Annotated in this window: 22 protein-coding genes; 20 read left to right on the top strand and 2 right to left on the bottom strand. The window is 64.4% G+C overall.

Annotation, left to right across the window (positions count from 1 at the left end):
• Positions 1 to 19 precede the first annotated feature (19 nt).
• The 4 genes from AC4GYS_RS00300 (at position 20) to lpdA (ending at position 2642) form a co-directional block, all read left to right on the top strand.
• Positions 20 to 361: a hypothetical protein gene (locus AC4GYS_RS00300; RefSeq protein WP_491107123.1), complete on the top strand. Its 342-nt coding sequence runs from the start codon at positions 20 to 22 to the stop codon at positions 359 to 361.
• Positions 358 to 717 (top strand): acyl-CoA thioesterase, encoded by a 360-nt coding sequence (locus AC4GYS_RS00295; protein ID WP_491107122.1) that lies wholly within the window; start codon positions 358 to 360, stop codon positions 715 to 717. Before AC4GYS_RS00300 ends, AC4GYS_RS00295 begins: the two co-directional genes overlap by 4 nt.
• A 103-nt stretch (positions 718 to 820) precedes the next feature.
• Positions 821 to 1234 (top strand): endonuclease domain-containing protein, encoded by a 414-nt coding sequence (locus tag AC4GYS_RS00290; RefSeq protein WP_491109327.1) that lies wholly within the window; start codon positions 821 to 823, stop codon positions 1232 to 1234.
• Positions 1227 to 2642: a dihydrolipoyl dehydrogenase gene (lpdA, locus tag AC4GYS_RS00285; RefSeq protein ID WP_491107121.1), complete on the top strand. Its 1416-nt coding sequence runs from the start codon at positions 1227 to 1229 to the stop codon at positions 2640 to 2642. Before AC4GYS_RS00290 ends, lpdA begins: the two co-directional genes overlap by 8 nt.
• On the opposite strand, the gene AC4GYS_RS00280 is transcribed toward lpdA, so the two are convergent.
• Positions 2639 to 3562, bottom strand: coding sequence for a cation efflux transmembrane domain-containing protein (locus tag AC4GYS_RS00280; protein ID WP_491107120.1), 924 nt, complete (start codon positions 3560 to 3562; stop codon positions 2639 to 2641). The genes lpdA and AC4GYS_RS00280 overlap by 4 nt on opposite strands.
• Positions 3559 to 3816 carry a hypothetical protein gene (locus AC4GYS_RS00275; protein WP_491107119.1) on the bottom strand — a complete coding sequence of 86 codons (258 nt, stop codon included), beginning with the start codon at positions 3814 to 3816 and terminating at the stop codon, positions 3559 to 3561. Before AC4GYS_RS00275 ends, AC4GYS_RS00280 begins: the two co-directional genes overlap by 4 nt.
• Before the next feature lie 426 nt (positions 3817 to 4242).
• Here AC4GYS_RS00275 and AC4GYS_RS00270 point away from each other — a divergent pair, with 426 nt between their 5' ends.
• The 16 genes from AC4GYS_RS00270 (at position 4243) to rplP (ending at position 15960) form a co-directional block, all read left to right on the top strand.
• Positions 4243 to 5541, top strand: a complete 1299-nt coding sequence (locus tag AC4GYS_RS00270) for a Xaa-Pro dipeptidase (RefSeq protein ID WP_491107118.1) — start codon at positions 4243 to 4245, stop codon at positions 5539 to 5541.
• A 42-nt stretch (positions 5542 to 5583) separates the two neighbouring features.
• Positions 5584 to 5943, top strand: a complete 360-nt coding sequence (locus AC4GYS_RS00265; RefSeq protein ID WP_491107117.1) for a DUF3140 domain-containing protein — start codon at positions 5584 to 5586, stop codon at positions 5941 to 5943.
• On the top strand, positions 5940 to 6344 hold the full coding sequence (locus AC4GYS_RS00260; protein ID WP_491107116.1) for a cupin domain-containing protein: 405 nt from the start codon (positions 5940 to 5942) through the stop codon (positions 6342 to 6344). The genes AC4GYS_RS00265 and AC4GYS_RS00260 overlap by 4 nt, the downstream gene beginning before the upstream one ends.
• 210 nt (positions 6345 to 6554) lie before the next feature.
• The gene (gene rpsL / locus AC4GYS_RS00255) at positions 6555 to 6926 is read left to right on the top strand and encodes a 30S ribosomal protein S12 (RefSeq protein ID WP_028969180.1); all 372 of its coding nucleotides are present in this window, start codon (positions 6555 to 6557) and stop codon (positions 6924 to 6926) included.
• Positions 6927 to 6989: 63 nt separating this feature from the next.
• Entirely contained in the window at positions 6990 to 7460 is a 471-nt protein-coding gene (gene rpsG, locus AC4GYS_RS00250) for a 30S ribosomal protein S7 (RefSeq protein WP_491107115.1), read from the top strand.
• Between the two features lie 107 nt (positions 7461 to 7567).
• Positions 7568 to 9661, top strand: a complete 2094-nt coding sequence (fusA, locus tag AC4GYS_RS00245) for an elongation factor G (RefSeq protein ID WP_491107114.1) — start codon at positions 7568 to 7570, stop codon at positions 9659 to 9661.
• 74 nt (positions 9662 to 9735) lie between these two features.
• Positions 9736 to 10926 (top strand): elongation factor Tu, encoded by a 1191-nt coding sequence (gene tuf / locus AC4GYS_RS00240; RefSeq protein WP_491107113.1) that lies wholly within the window; start codon positions 9736 to 9738, stop codon positions 10924 to 10926.
• 163 nt (positions 10927 to 11089) lie between these two features.
• A complete protein-coding gene (gene rpsJ / locus AC4GYS_RS00235) occupies positions 11090 to 11401 on the top strand; it encodes a 30S ribosomal protein S10 (protein WP_028969184.1) in 312 nt (103 codons plus the stop codon).
• 205 nt (positions 11402 to 11606) lie between these two features.
• The gene (gene rplC, locus AC4GYS_RS00230) at positions 11607 to 12362 is read left to right on the top strand and encodes a 50S ribosomal protein L3 (protein ID WP_491107112.1); all 756 of its coding nucleotides are present in this window, start codon (positions 11607 to 11609) and stop codon (positions 12360 to 12362) included.
• A gap of 3 nt (positions 12363 to 12365) precedes the next feature.
• Entirely contained in the window at positions 12366 to 12992 is a 627-nt protein-coding gene (rplD, locus tag AC4GYS_RS00225) for a 50S ribosomal protein L4 (protein WP_491107111.1), read from the top strand.
• On the top strand, positions 12985 to 13308 hold the full coding sequence (locus AC4GYS_RS00220; RefSeq protein ID WP_491107110.1) for a 50S ribosomal protein L23: 324 nt from the start codon (positions 12985 to 12987) through the stop codon (positions 13306 to 13308). The genes rplD and AC4GYS_RS00220 overlap by 8 nt, the downstream gene beginning before the upstream one ends.
• Complete coding sequence (gene rplB, locus AC4GYS_RS00215) at positions 13308 to 14144, top strand: 50S ribosomal protein L2 (RefSeq protein WP_491107109.1); 837 nt, start codon at positions 13308 to 13310, stop codon at positions 14142 to 14144. The genes AC4GYS_RS00220 and rplB overlap by 1 nt, the downstream gene beginning before the upstream one ends.
• A 6-nt stretch (positions 14145 to 14150) precedes the next feature.
• Positions 14151 to 14426 carry a 30S ribosomal protein S19 gene (gene rpsS / locus AC4GYS_RS00210; protein WP_491107108.1) on the top strand — a complete coding sequence of 92 codons (276 nt, stop codon included), beginning with the start codon at positions 14151 to 14153 and terminating at the stop codon, positions 14424 to 14426.
• A complete protein-coding gene (gene rplV, locus AC4GYS_RS00205; protein ID WP_491107107.1) occupies positions 14426 to 14803 on the top strand; it encodes a 50S ribosomal protein L22 in 378 nt (125 codons plus the stop codon). Before rpsS ends, rplV begins: the two co-directional genes overlap by 1 nt.
• On the top strand, positions 14803 to 15516 hold the full coding sequence (gene rpsC / locus AC4GYS_RS00200) for a 30S ribosomal protein S3 (RefSeq protein ID WP_491107106.1): 714 nt from the start codon (positions 14803 to 14805) through the stop codon (positions 15514 to 15516). The genes rplV and rpsC overlap by 1 nt, the downstream gene beginning before the upstream one ends.
• A 12-nt stretch (positions 15517 to 15528) precedes the next feature.
• A complete protein-coding gene (gene rplP / locus AC4GYS_RS00195) occupies positions 15529 to 15960 on the top strand; it encodes a 50S ribosomal protein L16 (RefSeq protein WP_491107105.1) in 432 nt (143 codons plus the stop codon).
• Positions 15961 to 15962: the final 2 nt, after the last annotated feature.

Raw genomic sequence — 15962 nt, 5'->3', positions numbered from 1 at the left:
CGCAGTAACAGGTGCCGCAATGCTAGGCAGTCTTGAGATGGCCGTTTCCGCCACGGCCGCAGCTTACTCGCCCAGCTTTTACATCATGGTTTACGGGCTGGTCGCAGCGGTCGCCGCACCGATCTGCTTGGTCGGACTGGCAGTGGCGCAACCACTCGCCCGGCGCTTGAACCTGCTCCAACCTCAGCCTAAGCCATTCGGCCTGGCACTGTTGGGCGTCACATTGGGCATCCTCATCGGGCTGCCGGCTGCCTGGTTTCTGAACGAGGCTAGCAGGTGGTGGTTCGGAGGCTTTTTCGGTCTTCTAAGTGCCGTGTTCGCCCTGGCCTTCTCGTTGCGGATAAAGCGAGCGGACGCATGATCCGCACCCCCCTCATCCGCACCACCGCCATGCCGACCGACACGAACCCCTATGGCGGCGTGTTCGGCGGGTGGCTGATGGGGCAGATGGGCCTCGCCTGCGGCTCCTTCGCCTCTCGGCACTCAGGCGGCAAGGCGATCCTGGTCGCCGCCGACGAGCTCCGCTTTCCCGGTGCGATGGCGGTGGGGGACGAGCTGTCGGTCTATGTCGAATTGCTGAAGCAGGGGCGAACCTCGCTGCGCCTCCGCGCCGAAGGCGTTGCGCGGGAGCGGGACGGGGAAAGCGAGATGCTGGTGGCGAGCGGGGAGTTTACCTTTGTGGCCCTGGACGAGGGTGGGCGGCCGCGTGCCATCTAGCCCCTCTCCCGACAGGGGAGAGGGAGGGGCCCGCTCGGCGCAGCCGAGGGGGAGGGTGAGGGGTGTGTGCCGAACAAGCGGTCCGCCTACACATGACGAACGCATCCGCAAGCGCGAGCTCCGCGACCGAGCTCGAGAGATGCGCGCCAACCCGACGGTGGCAGAAGCTCGCCTCTGGTCCATGCTGCGCGACCGACGAATGCCGGCGACCAAGTTCCGCCGACAGCATGTGATTGCGCCATACATCGTGGACTTCGCTTCTGCCGAGCGATGGTTGATCATCGAAGCAGACGGTTCACAGCACGCCGAAAGTGAGGACGATCGCCGCCGTGACACCTTCCTTCGCCGGCAAGGGTGGACGGTCCTTCGCTTCTGGAACAATGACGTGCTGAACAATCCGAGCGGCGTGTTCGACGCGATACGCGCCGCGCTCCACACCCCTCACCCTCCCACAGCTTCGCTGCGGGTCCCTCCCTCTCCCCTGCTGGGAGAGGGGCCTGGAGAGATATATGGCTGACCAATATGACCTCATCGTCCTCGGCTCCGGACCCGGCGGCTATGTCGCCGCGATCCGGGCCGCGCAGCTCGGCCTCAAGACCGCCATCGTCGAGCGCGAGAACCTGGGCGGCATCTGCCTCAACTGGGGCTGCATCCCGACCAAGGCGCTGCTGCGCTCGGGCGAAATGCTGCACCACATGCGCCACGCCGACAGCTTCGGGCTCATTGCGGGCGAGGTGAAGCCGGACCTCCCCAAGATCGTCGCCCGCAGCCGCGCCGTGGCGAAGCAGCTCAATCAGGGCGTCACCGGCCTGATGAAGAAGAACAAGATCCAGGTCTACATGGGGACCGGCAAGCTGACGGGCCCGGGCAAGCTGCAGGTCGCGCTCAACGACGGGAAGACTACCGACCTCCAGGCCAGGCACATCATCATCGCGACCGGCGCGCGGGCCCGCGACCTGCCGTTCGCCAAGGCCGACGGCAAGCGCATCTGGACCTATCGCCACGCGATGGTGCCCGAGGAGATGCCGAGCGAACTCCTCGTCATCGGCTCCGGCGCGATCGGGATCGAGTTCGCCAGCTTCTTCAACGACTGCGGCGCCAAGGTGACGGTGGTCGAGATGCTCGACCGCATCGTCCCCGCGGAGGACGCGGAAGTTTCCGCCGCGCTTCAGAAATCGCTGACCAAACAGGGCATGACCATTCTGACCTCCGCCGGCGTGGAAAACCTCGCCGCCGACGGCAACGGCGTCGCGGTGAAGATCAAGACGCAGGACGGCAAGGTCGCGGACCACCGCTTCAGCCACGCCATCGTCGCCATCGGCATCGTCCACAACATCGAAGGGATCGGCCTCGAGGAATCGGGCGTCGCGGTCGAGAAGGGCCGCATCACCATCGACCCGTACGGCCGCACCAACGTGCCGGGCGTTTGGGCCATCGGCGACGTCACCGGTGCGCCCTGGCTCGCGCACAAGGCCAGCCACGAAGGCATCATCGCTGCCGAGAGCATCGCCAAGGAACTCGGCAACAAGGACGTTCACCCGCACACGATGGATGCCAGCAACATTCCCGGCTGCACCTATTGCCACCCGCAGGTCGCCTCGGTCGGCCTCACCGAAGCCAAGGCGAAAGACGCCGGCTATGAGGTGCGCGTCGGCAAATTCCCCTTCATCGGCAACGGCAAGGCCATCGCGCTCGGTGAGACCGAAGGCTTCATCAAGACGGTCTTCGACGCGAAGACCGGCGAGTTATTGGGCGCGCACATGATCGGCGCGGAAGTTACCGAGCTGATCCAGGGCTATACCGTCGGCAAGACCGCCGAGTTGGTCGAGGAAGACTTCATCAACACGGTCTACCCGCACCCGACCTTATCGGAGATGATGCACGAGAGCGTCCTCGCCGCTTACGGACGAGTCCTGCACATCTAGCGCGGCTTGCCGGGACGGTAGGTGATGTCGGCCAGCCGCCAGCGCCGGTCGCCCGGGCCCGGCCACACCTCGTCCGCCAGATCTTCCGCGGGCGGGGCAGGGGCGCCGTCCACCACTGCCCGGATGTAGCGTCCTGTTTCGCGCAGTCGGACATGGGCGCCGGGGTGACGCTTCCCCAATTCGGCCTGCAGTGCACAGGCGTCTTCGGCCAACGCGTCGCTTTCCAGCGCGCGGGGCGTTCCGTCGACCAGCTCGGCCGTTGCGCTGCGCATCGCCTTGATCCCGTCATGCAGTACGTCGAACGAGATAAAGGCGGCGGCCGCCGCGTCGGCCCACCACCAGCCGAAGCCGAGGCCAAGGACGCCGCCGATCCCCGCGACCCCGGTCATCCAGTCGGCCTTGTTCATCTTGGCGTCGGTGAACAGCGCCTTGTCCTGCAGGCGCTTGGCGACCGCGATTTTCTTGTGTCCGAGGATCACGGGCGGAATGATGCTGTAGATCATCGCCGCGACCATCAGCCAACCGGCCCACAGCTGGACGCCGAACAACTCCACCGCCCCGATGGTAACCCGCTCGCCCATCGCGAGGGTCTTGAGGGCGTTGAACAGAAGCATCGCACCGAAGCCGGCCAGCGCGACCGCGGCGATCATGAAGGCCAGGCTGTTAACCCGCTGGAAGCCGAAGGGGAAGCGCTCGCTCGGGCCTTTCTTTTCCCAGTGCCGCGACAGGAGGAACGCGATCGGAGGAACCAGGCTCAACAGGTCCTCGATCCATGCGGTGCGCATGGCCTGGCTCGTGCCCATGGCCAGGCCGACCACCAGGATGATGCTGGCCATCCAGCCGATCGACCACCATTCCAGCCGTTCGGCGTGCTTCAGATCGTCCTTCCGTTCGGGCGGCAGCAGATCGCGGTCCGTCACCTGCCCACCTCCTCGTTGAGGCGCGACACGACGCCGTCGACGATCATCGACCAGCGATGCTCGCCCAGCCGGACCGCAGCCTTGCTTTCTTGCTCTGCATCGACAGCTGGCAGCAGCGTCTTGCTGAAGGTCGCGCGGCTGGACCACGGGCTGTCGGCGGCAAAGGTGCCGACCACCAGGTCCAATTCGCCCTTCTCGAGTTGCAGCAGCAAGGGCTCGGCCCCGTCGATCTGGACGACAGGGCGACTATTCATTTCTTTGGCGAGGGCCTGGATCAGTTTCCGGCCGTCCTGGGGGACGTCCCCGGCGTTTCCGATTAATCCAACCTGCATGCTCCCGCCGCGGATCCGGTCGCTGGTCCCCTCCACGTCTCTGGGATAGCCGGAACACCCGGCCACCGCGGCAAGCAAAAGAATCGAGAAGCAACGCAATTTCATTACGGGCCAAAAACAGACGCGGTCAGGCGGAGTTCCTTTCCGGCGTCGACGCGCATTATGGAGGTTTCGTCGGAATGCTGTCCTACGGTTACTCGAATGTGCGACAAGGTTGCCCGTGCGCACTCCCGCTGCCCGCTTCACCGTTTCCGCAAAGCCTCTTGCCGCCGTGCCACCAGGCGAACATGATGGGGAACTACTGTCCAACTTGTCCAAGTTGAAATGTTAGCCGGGGGTCACCACACGATGAAGCGCTTTCTTTTTGCCGCTGCTGCGGTCCTCACCGTCGCGGCGCCGGCGCAGGCCGAAAAGGTCGTGGTGACCGCCGATCGGATGGTCGACGTGCTCACCGGCCGAGTGGTCGACAGTCCCGCCATCTTCATCGGCGACGACGGCCGCATCACCTCGGTGGCCGACGCGCGCACCGTTCGCTGGGGCGCGGACGTGAAGCACATCGACCTGTCCGGACGAACCCTGCTGCCCGGCCTTATCGACATGCACGTCCACCTCGACAGCCCGGCCGACATCGGCGGCTATCGCGGGCTTGAATTCACGGACAGCTTCTTCGGCATGACGGCGGTCGGCGCCGCCCGGGACATGCTCCGCGCCGGCTTCACCACCGTCCGCAACGTCGGCTCATCGAACCGCAACGACGTCGGGCTCAAGCAGGCCATCGACGAGGGCTATGCCGAGGGTCCGCGCATTGTCCCCGCCGGCCATGCCCTGGGTGCCACCGGTGGTCACTGCGACAGCACCTTCCTCCCGCCAAGTCTCGAAAAGGCGGACAAGGAAGAAGGCGTCGGCGACGGCGTTGAGGAACTGCGCTACCAGGTCCGCCGCCAGCGCAAATATGGCGCCGAGGTGATCAAGGTCTGCGCCACCGGCGGCGTCTTCTCCCGCAACACCGAACCGGGCCAGCAGCAGCTATCCGAAACCGAGCTTCGCGCAATTGCCGACGAGGCGCATCAATGGGGCTTGCGCGTCGCTGCCCACGCCCACGGCGCCGACGGCATCAAGGCTGCGATCCGCGCCGGAATCGACACGATCGAGCATGCCAGCCTGGTCGATGCGGAAGGCATTCGCCTGGCCGCCGCGCGCAAGCGGCCGGTGTGGTTTTCGATGGATATCTACAATACCGAATACACCCAGGCCGAGGGCCGGAAGAACGGCGTCCTGGAAGACAATCTCCGCAAGGACCGTGAGATCGCCCAGATCCAGCGCGATGGCTTCCGCGCTGCTCATCGCGCGGGCGTTCGGATGGTCTTCGGCTCCGACGCTGGCGTCATGCCGCACGGTCAGATCGGACGGCAGTTCGCAACCATGGTGCAATATGGGATGACCCCGCTCCAGGCCATCCAGGCCGCGACCCGCAATGCGGCCGAGGCGCTCGGGCGGGAGCGAGATGTCGGGGCCATTGCGGTCGGCCGCTACGGCGACCTCGTCGCAGTGGGCGGCGACCCTTTGCGCGACGGCTCGGTGCTCGCGGCGCCCCAAGCGGTGATCAAGGGCGGAAAGCTGGTCGAAAGACTTCCCGCCGCCCGCTGAACCTTCGGCCGCTTGCTCGGTTGTTCCGGGCAGGAGGCGTTCATGGCTGAAACACTCGACCGCGACGACACTATCGAACAGTTTCACGAAGCGGTGAACATGACTGCGTCACAGCTCGAAAAATGGCTCGATACCGACGAAAGCAAGGAAGTCGGCTGGAAGGGCGAGGACGGGAAGGGCGCCGGTGAAAGCGTCGGCCACAAGAGCGGCAAGCGCATCATCCAGCTGCTCGGCAAGAAGAAGGCCGATTTCACGGACGACGATCTTGCCCACATGCGCAAGGTCATCTCCTACGTCCACCGCCACAAGGCCCAGAAGCCCGCCCATCCGGAGGATTCCCGCTGGGCCTACAGCCTCAAGAACTGGGGTCACGACCCCATGAAGAAAGGATCGTCCAAGTGAAGCGCGGCTATTGTGCAGACATCGAAGAAGCGACCATCGCCAACAACGATTTCCGCCGGGTGCTCTACACCGGCGAGCATCTCCAGCTCGTGCTGATGAGCCTCGCTCCGGGCGAGGAGATCGGCGAGGAGACGCACGAGGATCGCGACCAGTTCTTCCGCTTCGAGGAAGGGGAGGGCGTGGTGATCATCGACGGCAAGGAGAACAAGGTCGAGGATGACTTCGCCGTGATCGTTCCGGCCGGCGCCCGCCACAATGTGAAGAACACCAGCGACGAGCCGCTGCAGTTCTACACGCTCTACGGCCCGCCCGAGCATAAGGACGGTGTGGTCCACAAGGACAAGGCCCAGGCCGAGCGCGACCACGACAATGACGAATGGGACGGCAAGACGACGGAGTAGCCGTTTTGGTGCCCATCCCCGTTGACCGGCAGGCGGGTTCGCTGTAGGGGCCCGCTCGTCCGCAAGGCTCCGTAGCGTGCTTGCCGGGCAAGAGCTGAACATTGCTCAACGACGTGAAGGCCGGGCGGCCCACCCCCCACAAGGGGCGGCTGTCAGGCGTTCACGCATTTGCGTTGCGCAAAGTAACCCAGTCGAAAGGTGAAGGGCTTCATGCCGACGATTAACCAGCTGATCCGCAAGGGTCGCGAACCGCAAAAGGCCAAGTCGAAGGTCCCTGCGATGGAGCAGAATCCGCAAAAGCGCGGCGTCTGCACCCGTGTCTATACCACGACCCCGAAGAAGCCGAACTCGGCGCTGCGCAAGGTGGCCAAGGTCCGCCTGACCAACCAGCGCGAAGTGATCAGCTACATCCCGGGCGAAGGCCACAACCTCCAGGAACACAGCGTCGTGCTGATCCGCGGCGGTCGTGTGCGCGACCTTCCGGGCGTCCGTTATCACGTGCTTCGCGGCGTGCTCGACACGCAGGGTGTGAAGGATCGCCGTCAGTCGCGCTCCAAGTACGGCGCCAAGCGGCCCAAGTAAGCTGGTTCGAGGCAGCGCCGCCCGAAACGGCTGGCGCGCCCATCGTCATAAAGGAACACTGCCATGTCTCGTCGTCGTCGCCCAGAAAAGCGCGAGATCCTTCCCGATCCGAAGTTCGGGGACATCACCCTGTCCAAGTTCATGAACAACATCATGCTGGATGGTAAGAAGTCGGTTGCCGAAAGCATCGTGTATGGCGCGCTCGACAACGTCGAGGCCCGTTTGAAGAAGGACCCGATCGGGGTCTTCCACGACGCGCTCAACAATGTGAAGCCGGGTATCGAGGTCCGCAGTCGCCGCGTCGGCGGTGCGACCTATCAGGTCCCGGTCGAGGTGCGTACCGAGCGGGCCCAGGCGCTTGCCATCCGCTGGCTGATCAGCGCGGCCCGCTCGCGTTCGGAAAAGACCATGGCCGGCCGTCTGTCGGGTGAGCTGATGGATGCCTCGCAGAACCGCGGCAACGCCGTGAAGAAGCGTGAGGATACGCATCGCATGGCCGAAGCGAACCGCGCCTTCTCGCACTATCGCTGGTAAAGGTATCTCCGGCTGCCGCCTCCGGGTGGCGCTGGTAATTTTTACACCTATATCATGGGGGCGCTGGCATCCGGCCGGCTCCCCATATCGCTAAGGAAGAACCGACCATGGCCCGCAGCCATCCGCTCGATCGTTATCGCAATATCGGCATCATGGCGCACATCGACGCCGGCAAGACGACGACGACCGAGCGCATCCTTTATTACACCGGCAAGTCCTACAAGATCGGCGAAGTGCACGAAGGCACCGCCACCATGGACTGGATGGAGCAGGAGCAGGAGCGCGGGATCACCATCACCTCCGCGGCGACCACCTGCGTGTGGCGGGCTGCTGAAGGCAAGGGCGAAGAGCACCGCATCAACATCATCGACACGCCGGGCCACGTCGACTTCACCATCGAGGTCGAGCGTTCGCTGCGCGTGCTCGACGGCGCAGTCGCCTGCTTCGACGGTGTTGCCGGCGTCGAGCCGCAGTCGGAGACGGTGTGGCGGCAGGCCGACAAATATGGCGTTCCGCGGATGTGCTTCGTCAACAAGCTCGACCGTACCGGCGCCAACTTCGAGTTCTGCGTCCAGTCGATCATCGATCGTCTGGGTGCGCGCCCGGCGGTGTTGTATCTCCCGATCGGCATTGAGGGTGGGTTCAAGGGTCTCGTCGACCTGGTCGAAAACCGCGCCATCGTCTGGCTTGAAGAGAGCCTGGGCGCCAAGTTCGAGTATCAGGAAATCCCGGAAGACCTGAAGGACAAGGCGGCCGAAGCCCGCACGAACCTGATCGAGATCGCGGTCGAGCAGGACGACGCGGCGATGGAAGCCTATCTCGAGGGCAACGAGCCCGATACGGCGACCCTCAAGAAGCTGATCCGCAAGGGTACGCTCAACATGGCGTTCGTGCCGGTGGTCTGCGGCTCGGCATTCAAGAACAAGGGCGTGCAGCCGTTGCTCGACGCGGTGGTCGACTATCTGCCGAGCCCGCTCGACGTCCCGGCCATCAAGGGCATCCTGCCCGACGGCAGCGAGGATTCGCGCGCCTCGGACGACAATGCGCCGTTCTCGGCTCTGGCGTTCAAGATCATGAACGACCCGTTCGTCGGCACGCTGACCTTTGCCCGCATCTATTCGGGCAAGCTCGAGACCGCGTCGCAGGTGGTCAACAGCGTCAAGGAAAAGAAGGAAAAGGTCGGCCGCATGCTGCTGATGCATGCGAACGAGCGTGAGGACATACAGATCGCTTATGCAGGCGACATCGTCGCGCTGGCGGGTCTCAAGGACACCACCACCGGCGATACGCTGTGCGCGATCAACGCGCCGATCATCCTCGAACGGATGGAATTCCCGGATCCGGTCATCGAGCTGTCGGTCGAACCAAAGACCAAGGCCGACCAGGAAAAGATGGGCGTTGCGCTCAACCGTCTCGCTCGCGAGGACCCGTCTTTCCGCGTCAGCACCGACCATGAATCCGGCCAGACCATCATCAAGGGGATGGGCGAACTCCACCTGGAGATCCTGGTCGATCGCATGAAGCGCGAATTCAAGGTCGAGGCCAACGTCGGCGCTCCGCAGGTCGCGTACCGCGAATATCTCGCGAAGCCGGTGGAGTTGACCTACACCCACAAGAAGCAGTCGGGTGGTTCGGGTCAGTTCGGCGAGATCAAGATCAACGTCATTCCCGGCGAACGCGGCTCCGGCTTCCAGTTCATCGACGAGATCAAGGGCGGCAACGTCCCGCGGGAATATATCCCGTCGGTCGAGAAGGGCATGCGCGAAACCGCCGAGACGGGTTCGCTGATCGGCTTCCCGATCATCGATTTCGAAGTGCATCTGGTCGACGGCAAGTACCACGACGTCGACTCCTCGGCCCTGGCGTTCGAGATTTGCGCCCGTGGCGCGATGCGTGAGGCGGCTCAGAAAGCCGGCATCAAGCTGCTCGAGCCGATCATGAAGGTCGAGGTCGTAACCCCCGAGGATTACCTCGGCGACGTGATCGGCGACCTGAACAGCCGTCGTGGCCAGATCCAGGGCACCGACACGCGGGGCAACGCCCAGGCGGTCGAGGCAATGGTTCCGCTTGCGAACATGTTCGGTTACGTGAACCAGCTCCGCTCGTTCACGCAGGGCCGGGCGCAATACACCATGCAGTTCTCGCACTATGAAGAAGTCCCGCAGAACGTGGCGGACGAGGTCAAGGCGAAGCTGGCGTAACCAGTAAATAGTGGCTATGGGCGCGCTCGCACTTGGGCGGGCCGCCCAGTTCAACACCCTAGAAGAGGCGTAAAATGGCGAAGGCGAAATTCGAGCGGAACAAGCCGCACGTGAACATCGGCACCATCGGTCACGTCGACCATGGCAAGACGTCGCTCACCGCGGCGATCACCAAGGTGCTCTCGGAAGAGGGCCTTTCGGAGAAGGTCGATTTCGCGAACATCGACAAGGCTCCGGAAGAGCGTGAGCGCGGCATCACCATCTCGACGGCGCACGTCGAGTATGAGACCCAGAACCGCCACTATGCGCACGTCGATTGCCCGGGCCACGCCGATTATGTGAAGAACATGATCACCGGCGCGGCGCAGATGGACGGCGCGATCCTGGTGGTCTCGGCCGCCGACGGCCCGATGCCGCAGACCAAGGAGCACATCCTGCTCGCGGCGCAGGTCGGCGTTCCGACCATGGTCGTCTTCCTGAACAAGGTCGACCAGGTCGACGATCCCGAACTGCTGGAGCTGGTCGAGCTCGAAATCCGCGAGGAGCTGTCCAAGCGCGGCTTCGACGGCGACAACATCCCGATCGTTGCCGGTTCGGCTCTCGCTGCCCTCGAGGACAGCAACGAAGAGATCGGCAAGCAGGCGATCCTGAAGCTGATGCAGGCCGTCGACGACTGGATTCCGCAGCCGGAGCGTCCGCTCGACAAGCCGTTCCTGATGCCGATCGAGGACGTGTTCTCGATCTCGGGCCGCGGCACCGTGGTGACCGGCCGTGTTGAGACCGGCATCGTCAAGGTCGGCGAAGAAGTCGAGATCGTCGGCATCAAGGACACCAAGAAGACGGTCGTGACCGGCGTCGAGATGTTCCGCAAGCTGCTCGACCAGGGCCAGGCCGGCGACAACATCGGCGCGCTCATCCGTGGCGTTGGCCGCGAAGAGGTCGAGCGTGGCCAGGTTCTCTGCAAGCCCGGCTCGATCACTCCGCACACCGACTTCCAGGCCGAAGTGTACGTCCTGTCCAAGGACGAGGGCGGTCGCCACACGCCGTTCTTCGCCAACTACCGTCCGCAGTTCTACTTCCGCACGACCGACGTGACGGGCGAAGTGCAGCTGCCGGAAGGCACCGAGATGGTCATGCCGGGCGACAACGTGTCGCTGGGCGTGAAGCTGATCGCTCCGATCGCCATGGACACCGGTCTTCGCTTCGCGATCCGCGAAGGTGGCCGGACCGTCGGCGCGGGGGTTGTCGGCAACATCACGAAGTAATATAGGGCGAGCCGCGGCGACCCTCCGGGGGATTCGCGGCTCGCTTCAGTTTCGCGCAAGCGCGGCGTTTTGGCCGAAGGGTCAGCGTCGCGCTTGCCATTTAGTGTAGGCCCCAGTTCCTTCGGGAAGGACGGGTTTGGCTCTTTCGCATCGGTAGTTGGACATGGAAACGCAGAATATCCGGATTCGCCTTAAAGCCTTTGATCACCGCGTGCTCGATCAGGCCACTGGCGACATTGCCGACACGGCTCGTCGTACCGGCGCCCTGATCCGCGGTCCCATTCCGCTGCCGACGCGTATCGAGAAGTTCACGGTGAACCGCTCGCCGCACGTCGACAAGAAGTCGCGCGAGCAGTTCGAGGTTCGCACCTACAAGCGTCTGCTGGACATCGTTCAGCCGACCCCCCAGACGGTCGACGCGCTAATGAAGCTCGATCTCGCAGCGGGTGTGGACGTGGAGATCAAACTGGCCTAAGGGCCTCGCACAGCGGTTGAATCGCTTCTCCAGCGATCCTGCTGAGCAACATAGACAAGGGATACCGCGGGCGACCTTCGGGTCACCCGGTCTGCGTCCCCCGCTCTCACCTTCGGGTGAGAATAGCCCAGCGGGGGCACGCATCATTCACGGGCTGCATGCCTGTTCCGGCGACGGGGCAGGCCTCTGTAAGGGAGTGTGGATCATGCGCACCGGCGTGATCGCGAAGAAGGTAGGAATGACCCGCCTGTTTGGCGCGGACGGTCGGCACGTGCCGGTTACCGTTCTGCAGCTGGACGGAGTACAGGTCGTCGGTCGCCGCGAGGCCGACAAGGATGGATATACCGCTGTTGCGCTGGGCGCTGGCACGGCCAAGGCGAAGAATGTTGCCAAGCCGCAGCGCGCCGCCTTCGGCAAGGCCGAGGTCGAGCCCAAGGCTCGCGTCGTCGAGTTCCGGGTGGCCGAGGACGCACTGCTCGATCTCGGTGCGGAAATCTCCGCCGACCACTTTATTGAAGGCCAGCTAGTCGACATCTCGGGCGTCACTCAGGGCAAGGGCTTCGCCGGCGCCATGAAGCGCTGGGGCTTCGGCGGTCTTCGCGCGACCCACGGCGTCTCGGTCTCGCACCGTTCGCACGGTTCGACCGGTAACCGCCAGGATCCGGGCCGCGTCTTCAAGAACAAGAAGATGGCCGGTCACATGGGTGCCCGTAACCGCACGCAGCAGAACCTCGAGATCGTCCGCACGGACGTCGAGCGCGGTCTGCTGTTCGTGAAGGGTTCGGTCCCCGGCCACAAGGGTGGCTGGCTCTGCGTCCAGGACGCGGTCAAGGTCGCCCGCAACGAGAATGCGCCGTATCCGGCCAGCCTCAAGCAGGTCGCGGCCGCTCAGAACAACAACGCTTCGGAAGCGCCTGCCGCGGACACCGCGCCGGCCGCCGACGAGAGCACGGAAGGCTAAGCGATGAAGGTCGAAGTCAAGACCCTCGATGCGCAGACGGGCGGCGACCTGGAGCTCAATGATGCCGTTTTCGGTGTCGAGCCCCGCGCCGACATCCTGCACCGCGTCGTCACCTGGCAGCTGGTGAACCGCCGCGCCCCGGCGCGTGCCGCTCGCGAGCGGTCGGACGTTGCCCGCACGGGCAAGAAGTTCGGTCGCCAGAAGGGCGGCGGTACGGCTCGTCACGGCGATCGCCGCGCCCCGATCTTCATCGGCGGCGGCAAGGCTCACGGTCCACGGGCCCGCGTGTTCAGCGCCTCGCTGAACAAGAAGGTGCGTCAGCTGGGCCTGAAGATGGCGCTGTCCAGCAAGGCACGTGACGGACAACTGATCGTGCTCGACAACCTGGACATGGCCGAAGGCAAGACCAAGGCGCTGCAGGCGAAGCTGGCACAGCTTGGCTTTGGCACCAAGACACTGGTGATCGACGGTGACGCGCTCAACGTCGGGTTTGCCCGCGCTTCGTCCAACCTCCACAGCATCAACCTGCTGCCGGCGGTTGGCGCCAACGTCTACGACATCATGCGCCACGACACGCTGGTCTTGACCCGCGCTGCGGTGGAAAAGCTGGAGGCCCGGTTCAATGGCTAAAAAGCCGACCACGCAGGCGATCGACAATCGCCACTACGACGTCGTCCTGGCGCCGCACATCACCGAAAAGTCGACCATGCTTTCCGAGCATAACGCGGTCGTCTTCAAGGTCGCGTCCAAGGCTTCAAAGCCGGAGATCAAGGCCGCGGTGGAGGCGTTGTTCAACGTCACCGTGACCGGCGTCAACACGCTGGTGACCAAGGGCAAGTCCAAGAAGTGGAAGGGCCGTCCCTACCAGCGCTCGGACGAGAAGAAGGCGGTCGTGACGCTGGCCGAGGGCCAGTCGATCGACATTACCGAAGGCGTGAGGGGCTAATGGCACTCAAAGCATATAAGCCGACGAGTCCGGCCCGCCGCGGCCTGATCCTCGTCGACAAGTCGGCGCTCTGGAAGGGCAAGCCGGTCAAGGCGCTTACCGAAGGCAGGCGCAAGACGGGCGGTCGTAACAACAAGGGCCATGTGACCAGCCGCGGCATCGCGGGCGGCCACAAGCAGAAGTACCGGATCATCGACTTCAAGCGTCGGACCTGGGACGTGCCGGCCACGGTTGAGCGTCTCGAATACGACCCCAACCGGTCGGCGTTCATCGCGCTAGTCACCTACGAAGGTGGCGCTCAGGCTTACATCATCGCGCCGCAGCGGCTTGCTCCGGGCGACACGGTGGTTGCCGGCAAGAAGGTCGACGTGAAGCCGGGCAATGCCATGGAGATCGGCCAGATGCCGGTCGGCACCATCGTCCACAATGTGGAGATGAAGCCGGGCAAGGGCGGTCAGATTGCGCGTGCCGCCGGCACCTATGTGCAGGTGGTTGGTCGCGACAAGGGCATGGTGATCGTTCGCCTCAATTCGGGTGAACAGCGCTACGTCCGCTCCGATTGCATGGCGACGGTGGGTGCCGTGTCCAACCCGGACAACGGCAACCAGACGCTAGCCAAGGCGGGCCGTACCCGCTGGCTCGGTCGCCGTCCGCTGACCCGCGGCGTCGCCAAGAACCCGGTCGACCACCCGCACGGCGGTGGTGAAGGCCGGACCTCGGGCGGCCGTCACCCGGTCACTCCGTGGGGCAAGCCGACCAAGGGTGCCCGCACCCGTCACAACAAGGCGACCGACAAGTTCATCATCCGGTCGCGTCACGCGAAGAAGAAGGGCTAAGCCACCATGGCTCGTTCCATTTGGAAAGGTCCGTTCGTCGAGCTCTCCCTTCTCAAGAAGGCAGAAGCTGCTCAGGAAGCGTCCAAGCGCGCGCCGATCAAGACCTGGTCGCGCCGTTCCACGATCCTTCCGCAGTTCGTCGGGCTGACCTTCAACGTCTACAACGGCCGCAAGTTCGTGCCGGTGTCCGTCAACGAGGACATGGTCGGCATGAAGCTCGGTGAGTTCGCGCCCACGCGCTACTTCCCGGGTCACGCCGCCGACAAGAAGGGCAAGCGGTAATGGGCAAGCAAGCTGCACCCCGCAAGGTGGGCGACAAGGAAGCGCTCGCCGTTGGCAACACCATTCGTGGTTCGGCCCGCAAGCTGAACCTGGTGGCTCAGCTGATCCGCGGCCGCCGGGTCGAGGAAGCACTCAACATCCTGAAGTTCAGCCCCAAGGGCATGAGCGAGGATGTCTACAAGGTGCTCGCCTCCGCCGTCGCGAATGCCGAGAACAACCACAACCTCGATGTCGATGCGCTGGTCGTGTCGGAAGCGAGCGTGGGCAAGTCGATCAGCATGAAGCGGTTCGCCACCCGTGCCCGTGGCCGGTCGAGCCGTATCGTGAAGCCGTTCAGCCGCATCCGCGTCGTCGTGCGCGAGCAGGAAGAAGCCTAATGGGTCAGAAGTCGAATCCGGTCGGCCTCCGGCTGCAGATCAACCGTACCTGGGACAGCCGCTGGTTCGCGGAAGGTCAGGACTACGGGCGCCTGTTGCTCGAGGATCTGAAGATCCGCCAGTACATCATGAAGACGCTGCCCCAGGCCGCGATTTCCAAGGTGGTGATCGAGCGTCCGGCCAAGCTGTGCCGGATCTCCATCTATGCCGCGCGCCCCGGCGTGATCATCGGCAAGAAGGGCTCGGACATCGAGAAGCTGAAGAAGACGCTGGGCAAGATGACCGGCTCTGAAGTCAGCCTCAACATCGTCGAGATCCGCAAGCCGGAGATTGACGCGCGCCTGGTCGCCCAGGGCATCGCCGACCAGCTGGAGCGCCGTATCGCGTTCCGCCGTGCGATGAAGCGCGCCGTTCAGTCGGCCATGCGGCTTGGTGCGGACGGCATTCGTGTCGCCTGCGGTGGCCGTCTCGGCGGCGCGGAGATCGCCCGCAGCGAGATGTATCGCGAAGGCCGCGTGCCGCTGCACACGCTGCGTGGCAATGTCGATTACGCTGAGGCGCAGGCGCACACTGCTTATGGTGTATGCGGCGTCAAGGTGTGGGTGTTCAAGGGCGAGATCCTGGGTCACGACCCGCTCGCCCAGGACCGCCTGATGATGGAAGCTCAGACTTCCGGCGTCCGCCCGGCGCGCGACGACGACCGGCGCCGGTAAGGAAGAAACGAGATGCTGCAACCAAAGCGCACCAAGTTCCGCAAGGCGTTCAAGGGCCGTATCCACGGCAACGCCAAGGGCGGTACCGAGCTCAACTTCGGCGCCTTCGGCCTCAAGGCCATGGAGCCGGAGCGGATCACCGCTCGCCAGATCGAGGCGGCTCGCCGCGCGATCACGCGTCACATCAAGCGCCAGGGGCGTTTGTGGATCCGGATCTTCCCGGACCTGCCCGTGTCGAGCAAGCCGGCCGAAGTCCGCATGGGCTCCGGTAAGGGTAGCCCTGAGTTCTGGGTCGCTCGGGTCAAGCCGGGCCGGATCCTGTTCGAGCTCGACGGCGTTCCCGGACCGCTCGCCAAGACGGCGTTCGAGCGGGCGGCCGAGAAGCTCCCTATCAAGGTCAAGGTGGTCGCCCGCCTTGGCGAGACCCTGGTTGAGGCTGACTAACC

This window comes from Sphingomonas sp. SP1 (assembly GCF_058313395.1).
Note: the sequence above shows the minus strand (reverse complement) of the source record. Positions and strands in the feature narration are given on the sequence as shown.

Coding starts and splice junctions, on each gene's coding strand:
- AC4GYS_RS00300 (WP_491107123.1), top strand. CDS start 20: ATGCTAGGCAGTCTTGAGATGGCCGTTTCCGCCACGGCCGCAGCTTAC.
- AC4GYS_RS00295 (WP_491107122.1), top strand. CDS start 358: ATGATCCGCACCCCCCTCATCCGCACCACCGCCATGCCGACCGACACG.
- lpdA (WP_491107121.1), top strand. CDS start 1,227: ATGGCTGACCAATATGACCTCATCGTCCTCGGCTCCGGACCCGGCGGC.
- AC4GYS_RS00275 (WP_491107119.1), bottom strand. CDS start 3,816: ATGAATAGTCGCCCTGTCGTCCAGATCGACGGGGCCGAGCCCTTGCTG.
- AC4GYS_RS00270 (WP_491107118.1), top strand. CDS start 4,243: ATGAAGCGCTTTCTTTTTGCCGCTGCTGCGGTCCTCACCGTCGCGGCG.
- AC4GYS_RS00265 (WP_491107117.1), top strand. CDS start 5,584: ATGGCTGAAACACTCGACCGCGACGACACTATCGAACAGTTTCACGAA.
- rpsL (WP_028969180.1), top strand. CDS start 6,555: ATGCCGACGATTAACCAGCTGATCCGCAAGGGTCGCGAACCGCAAAAG.
- rpsG (WP_491107115.1), top strand. CDS start 6,990: ATGTCTCGTCGTCGTCGCCCAGAAAAGCGCGAGATCCTTCCCGATCCG.
- fusA (WP_491107114.1), top strand. CDS start 7,568: ATGGCCCGCAGCCATCCGCTCGATCGTTATCGCAATATCGGCATCATG.
- tuf (WP_491107113.1), top strand. CDS start 9,736: ATGGCGAAGGCGAAATTCGAGCGGAACAAGCCGCACGTGAACATCGGC.
- rpsJ (WP_028969184.1), top strand. CDS start 11,090: ATGGAAACGCAGAATATCCGGATTCGCCTTAAAGCCTTTGATCACCGC.
- rplC (WP_491107112.1), top strand. CDS start 11,607: ATGCGCACCGGCGTGATCGCGAAGAAGGTAGGAATGACCCGCCTGTTT.
- rplD (WP_491107111.1), top strand. CDS start 12,366: ATGAAGGTCGAAGTCAAGACCCTCGATGCGCAGACGGGCGGCGACCTG.
- AC4GYS_RS00220 (WP_491107110.1), top strand. CDS start 12,985: ATGGCTAAAAAGCCGACCACGCAGGCGATCGACAATCGCCACTACGAC.
- rplB (WP_491107109.1), top strand. CDS start 13,308: ATGGCACTCAAAGCATATAAGCCGACGAGTCCGGCCCGCCGCGGCCTG.
- rpsS (WP_491107108.1), top strand. CDS start 14,151: ATGGCTCGTTCCATTTGGAAAGGTCCGTTCGTCGAGCTCTCCCTTCTC.
- rplV (WP_491107107.1), top strand. CDS start 14,426: ATGGGCAAGCAAGCTGCACCCCGCAAGGTGGGCGACAAGGAAGCGCTC.
- rpsC (WP_491107106.1), top strand. CDS start 14,803: ATGGGTCAGAAGTCGAATCCGGTCGGCCTCCGGCTGCAGATCAACCGT.
- rplP (WP_491107105.1), top strand. CDS start 15,529: ATGCTGCAACCAAAGCGCACCAAGTTCCGCAAGGCGTTCAAGGGCCGT.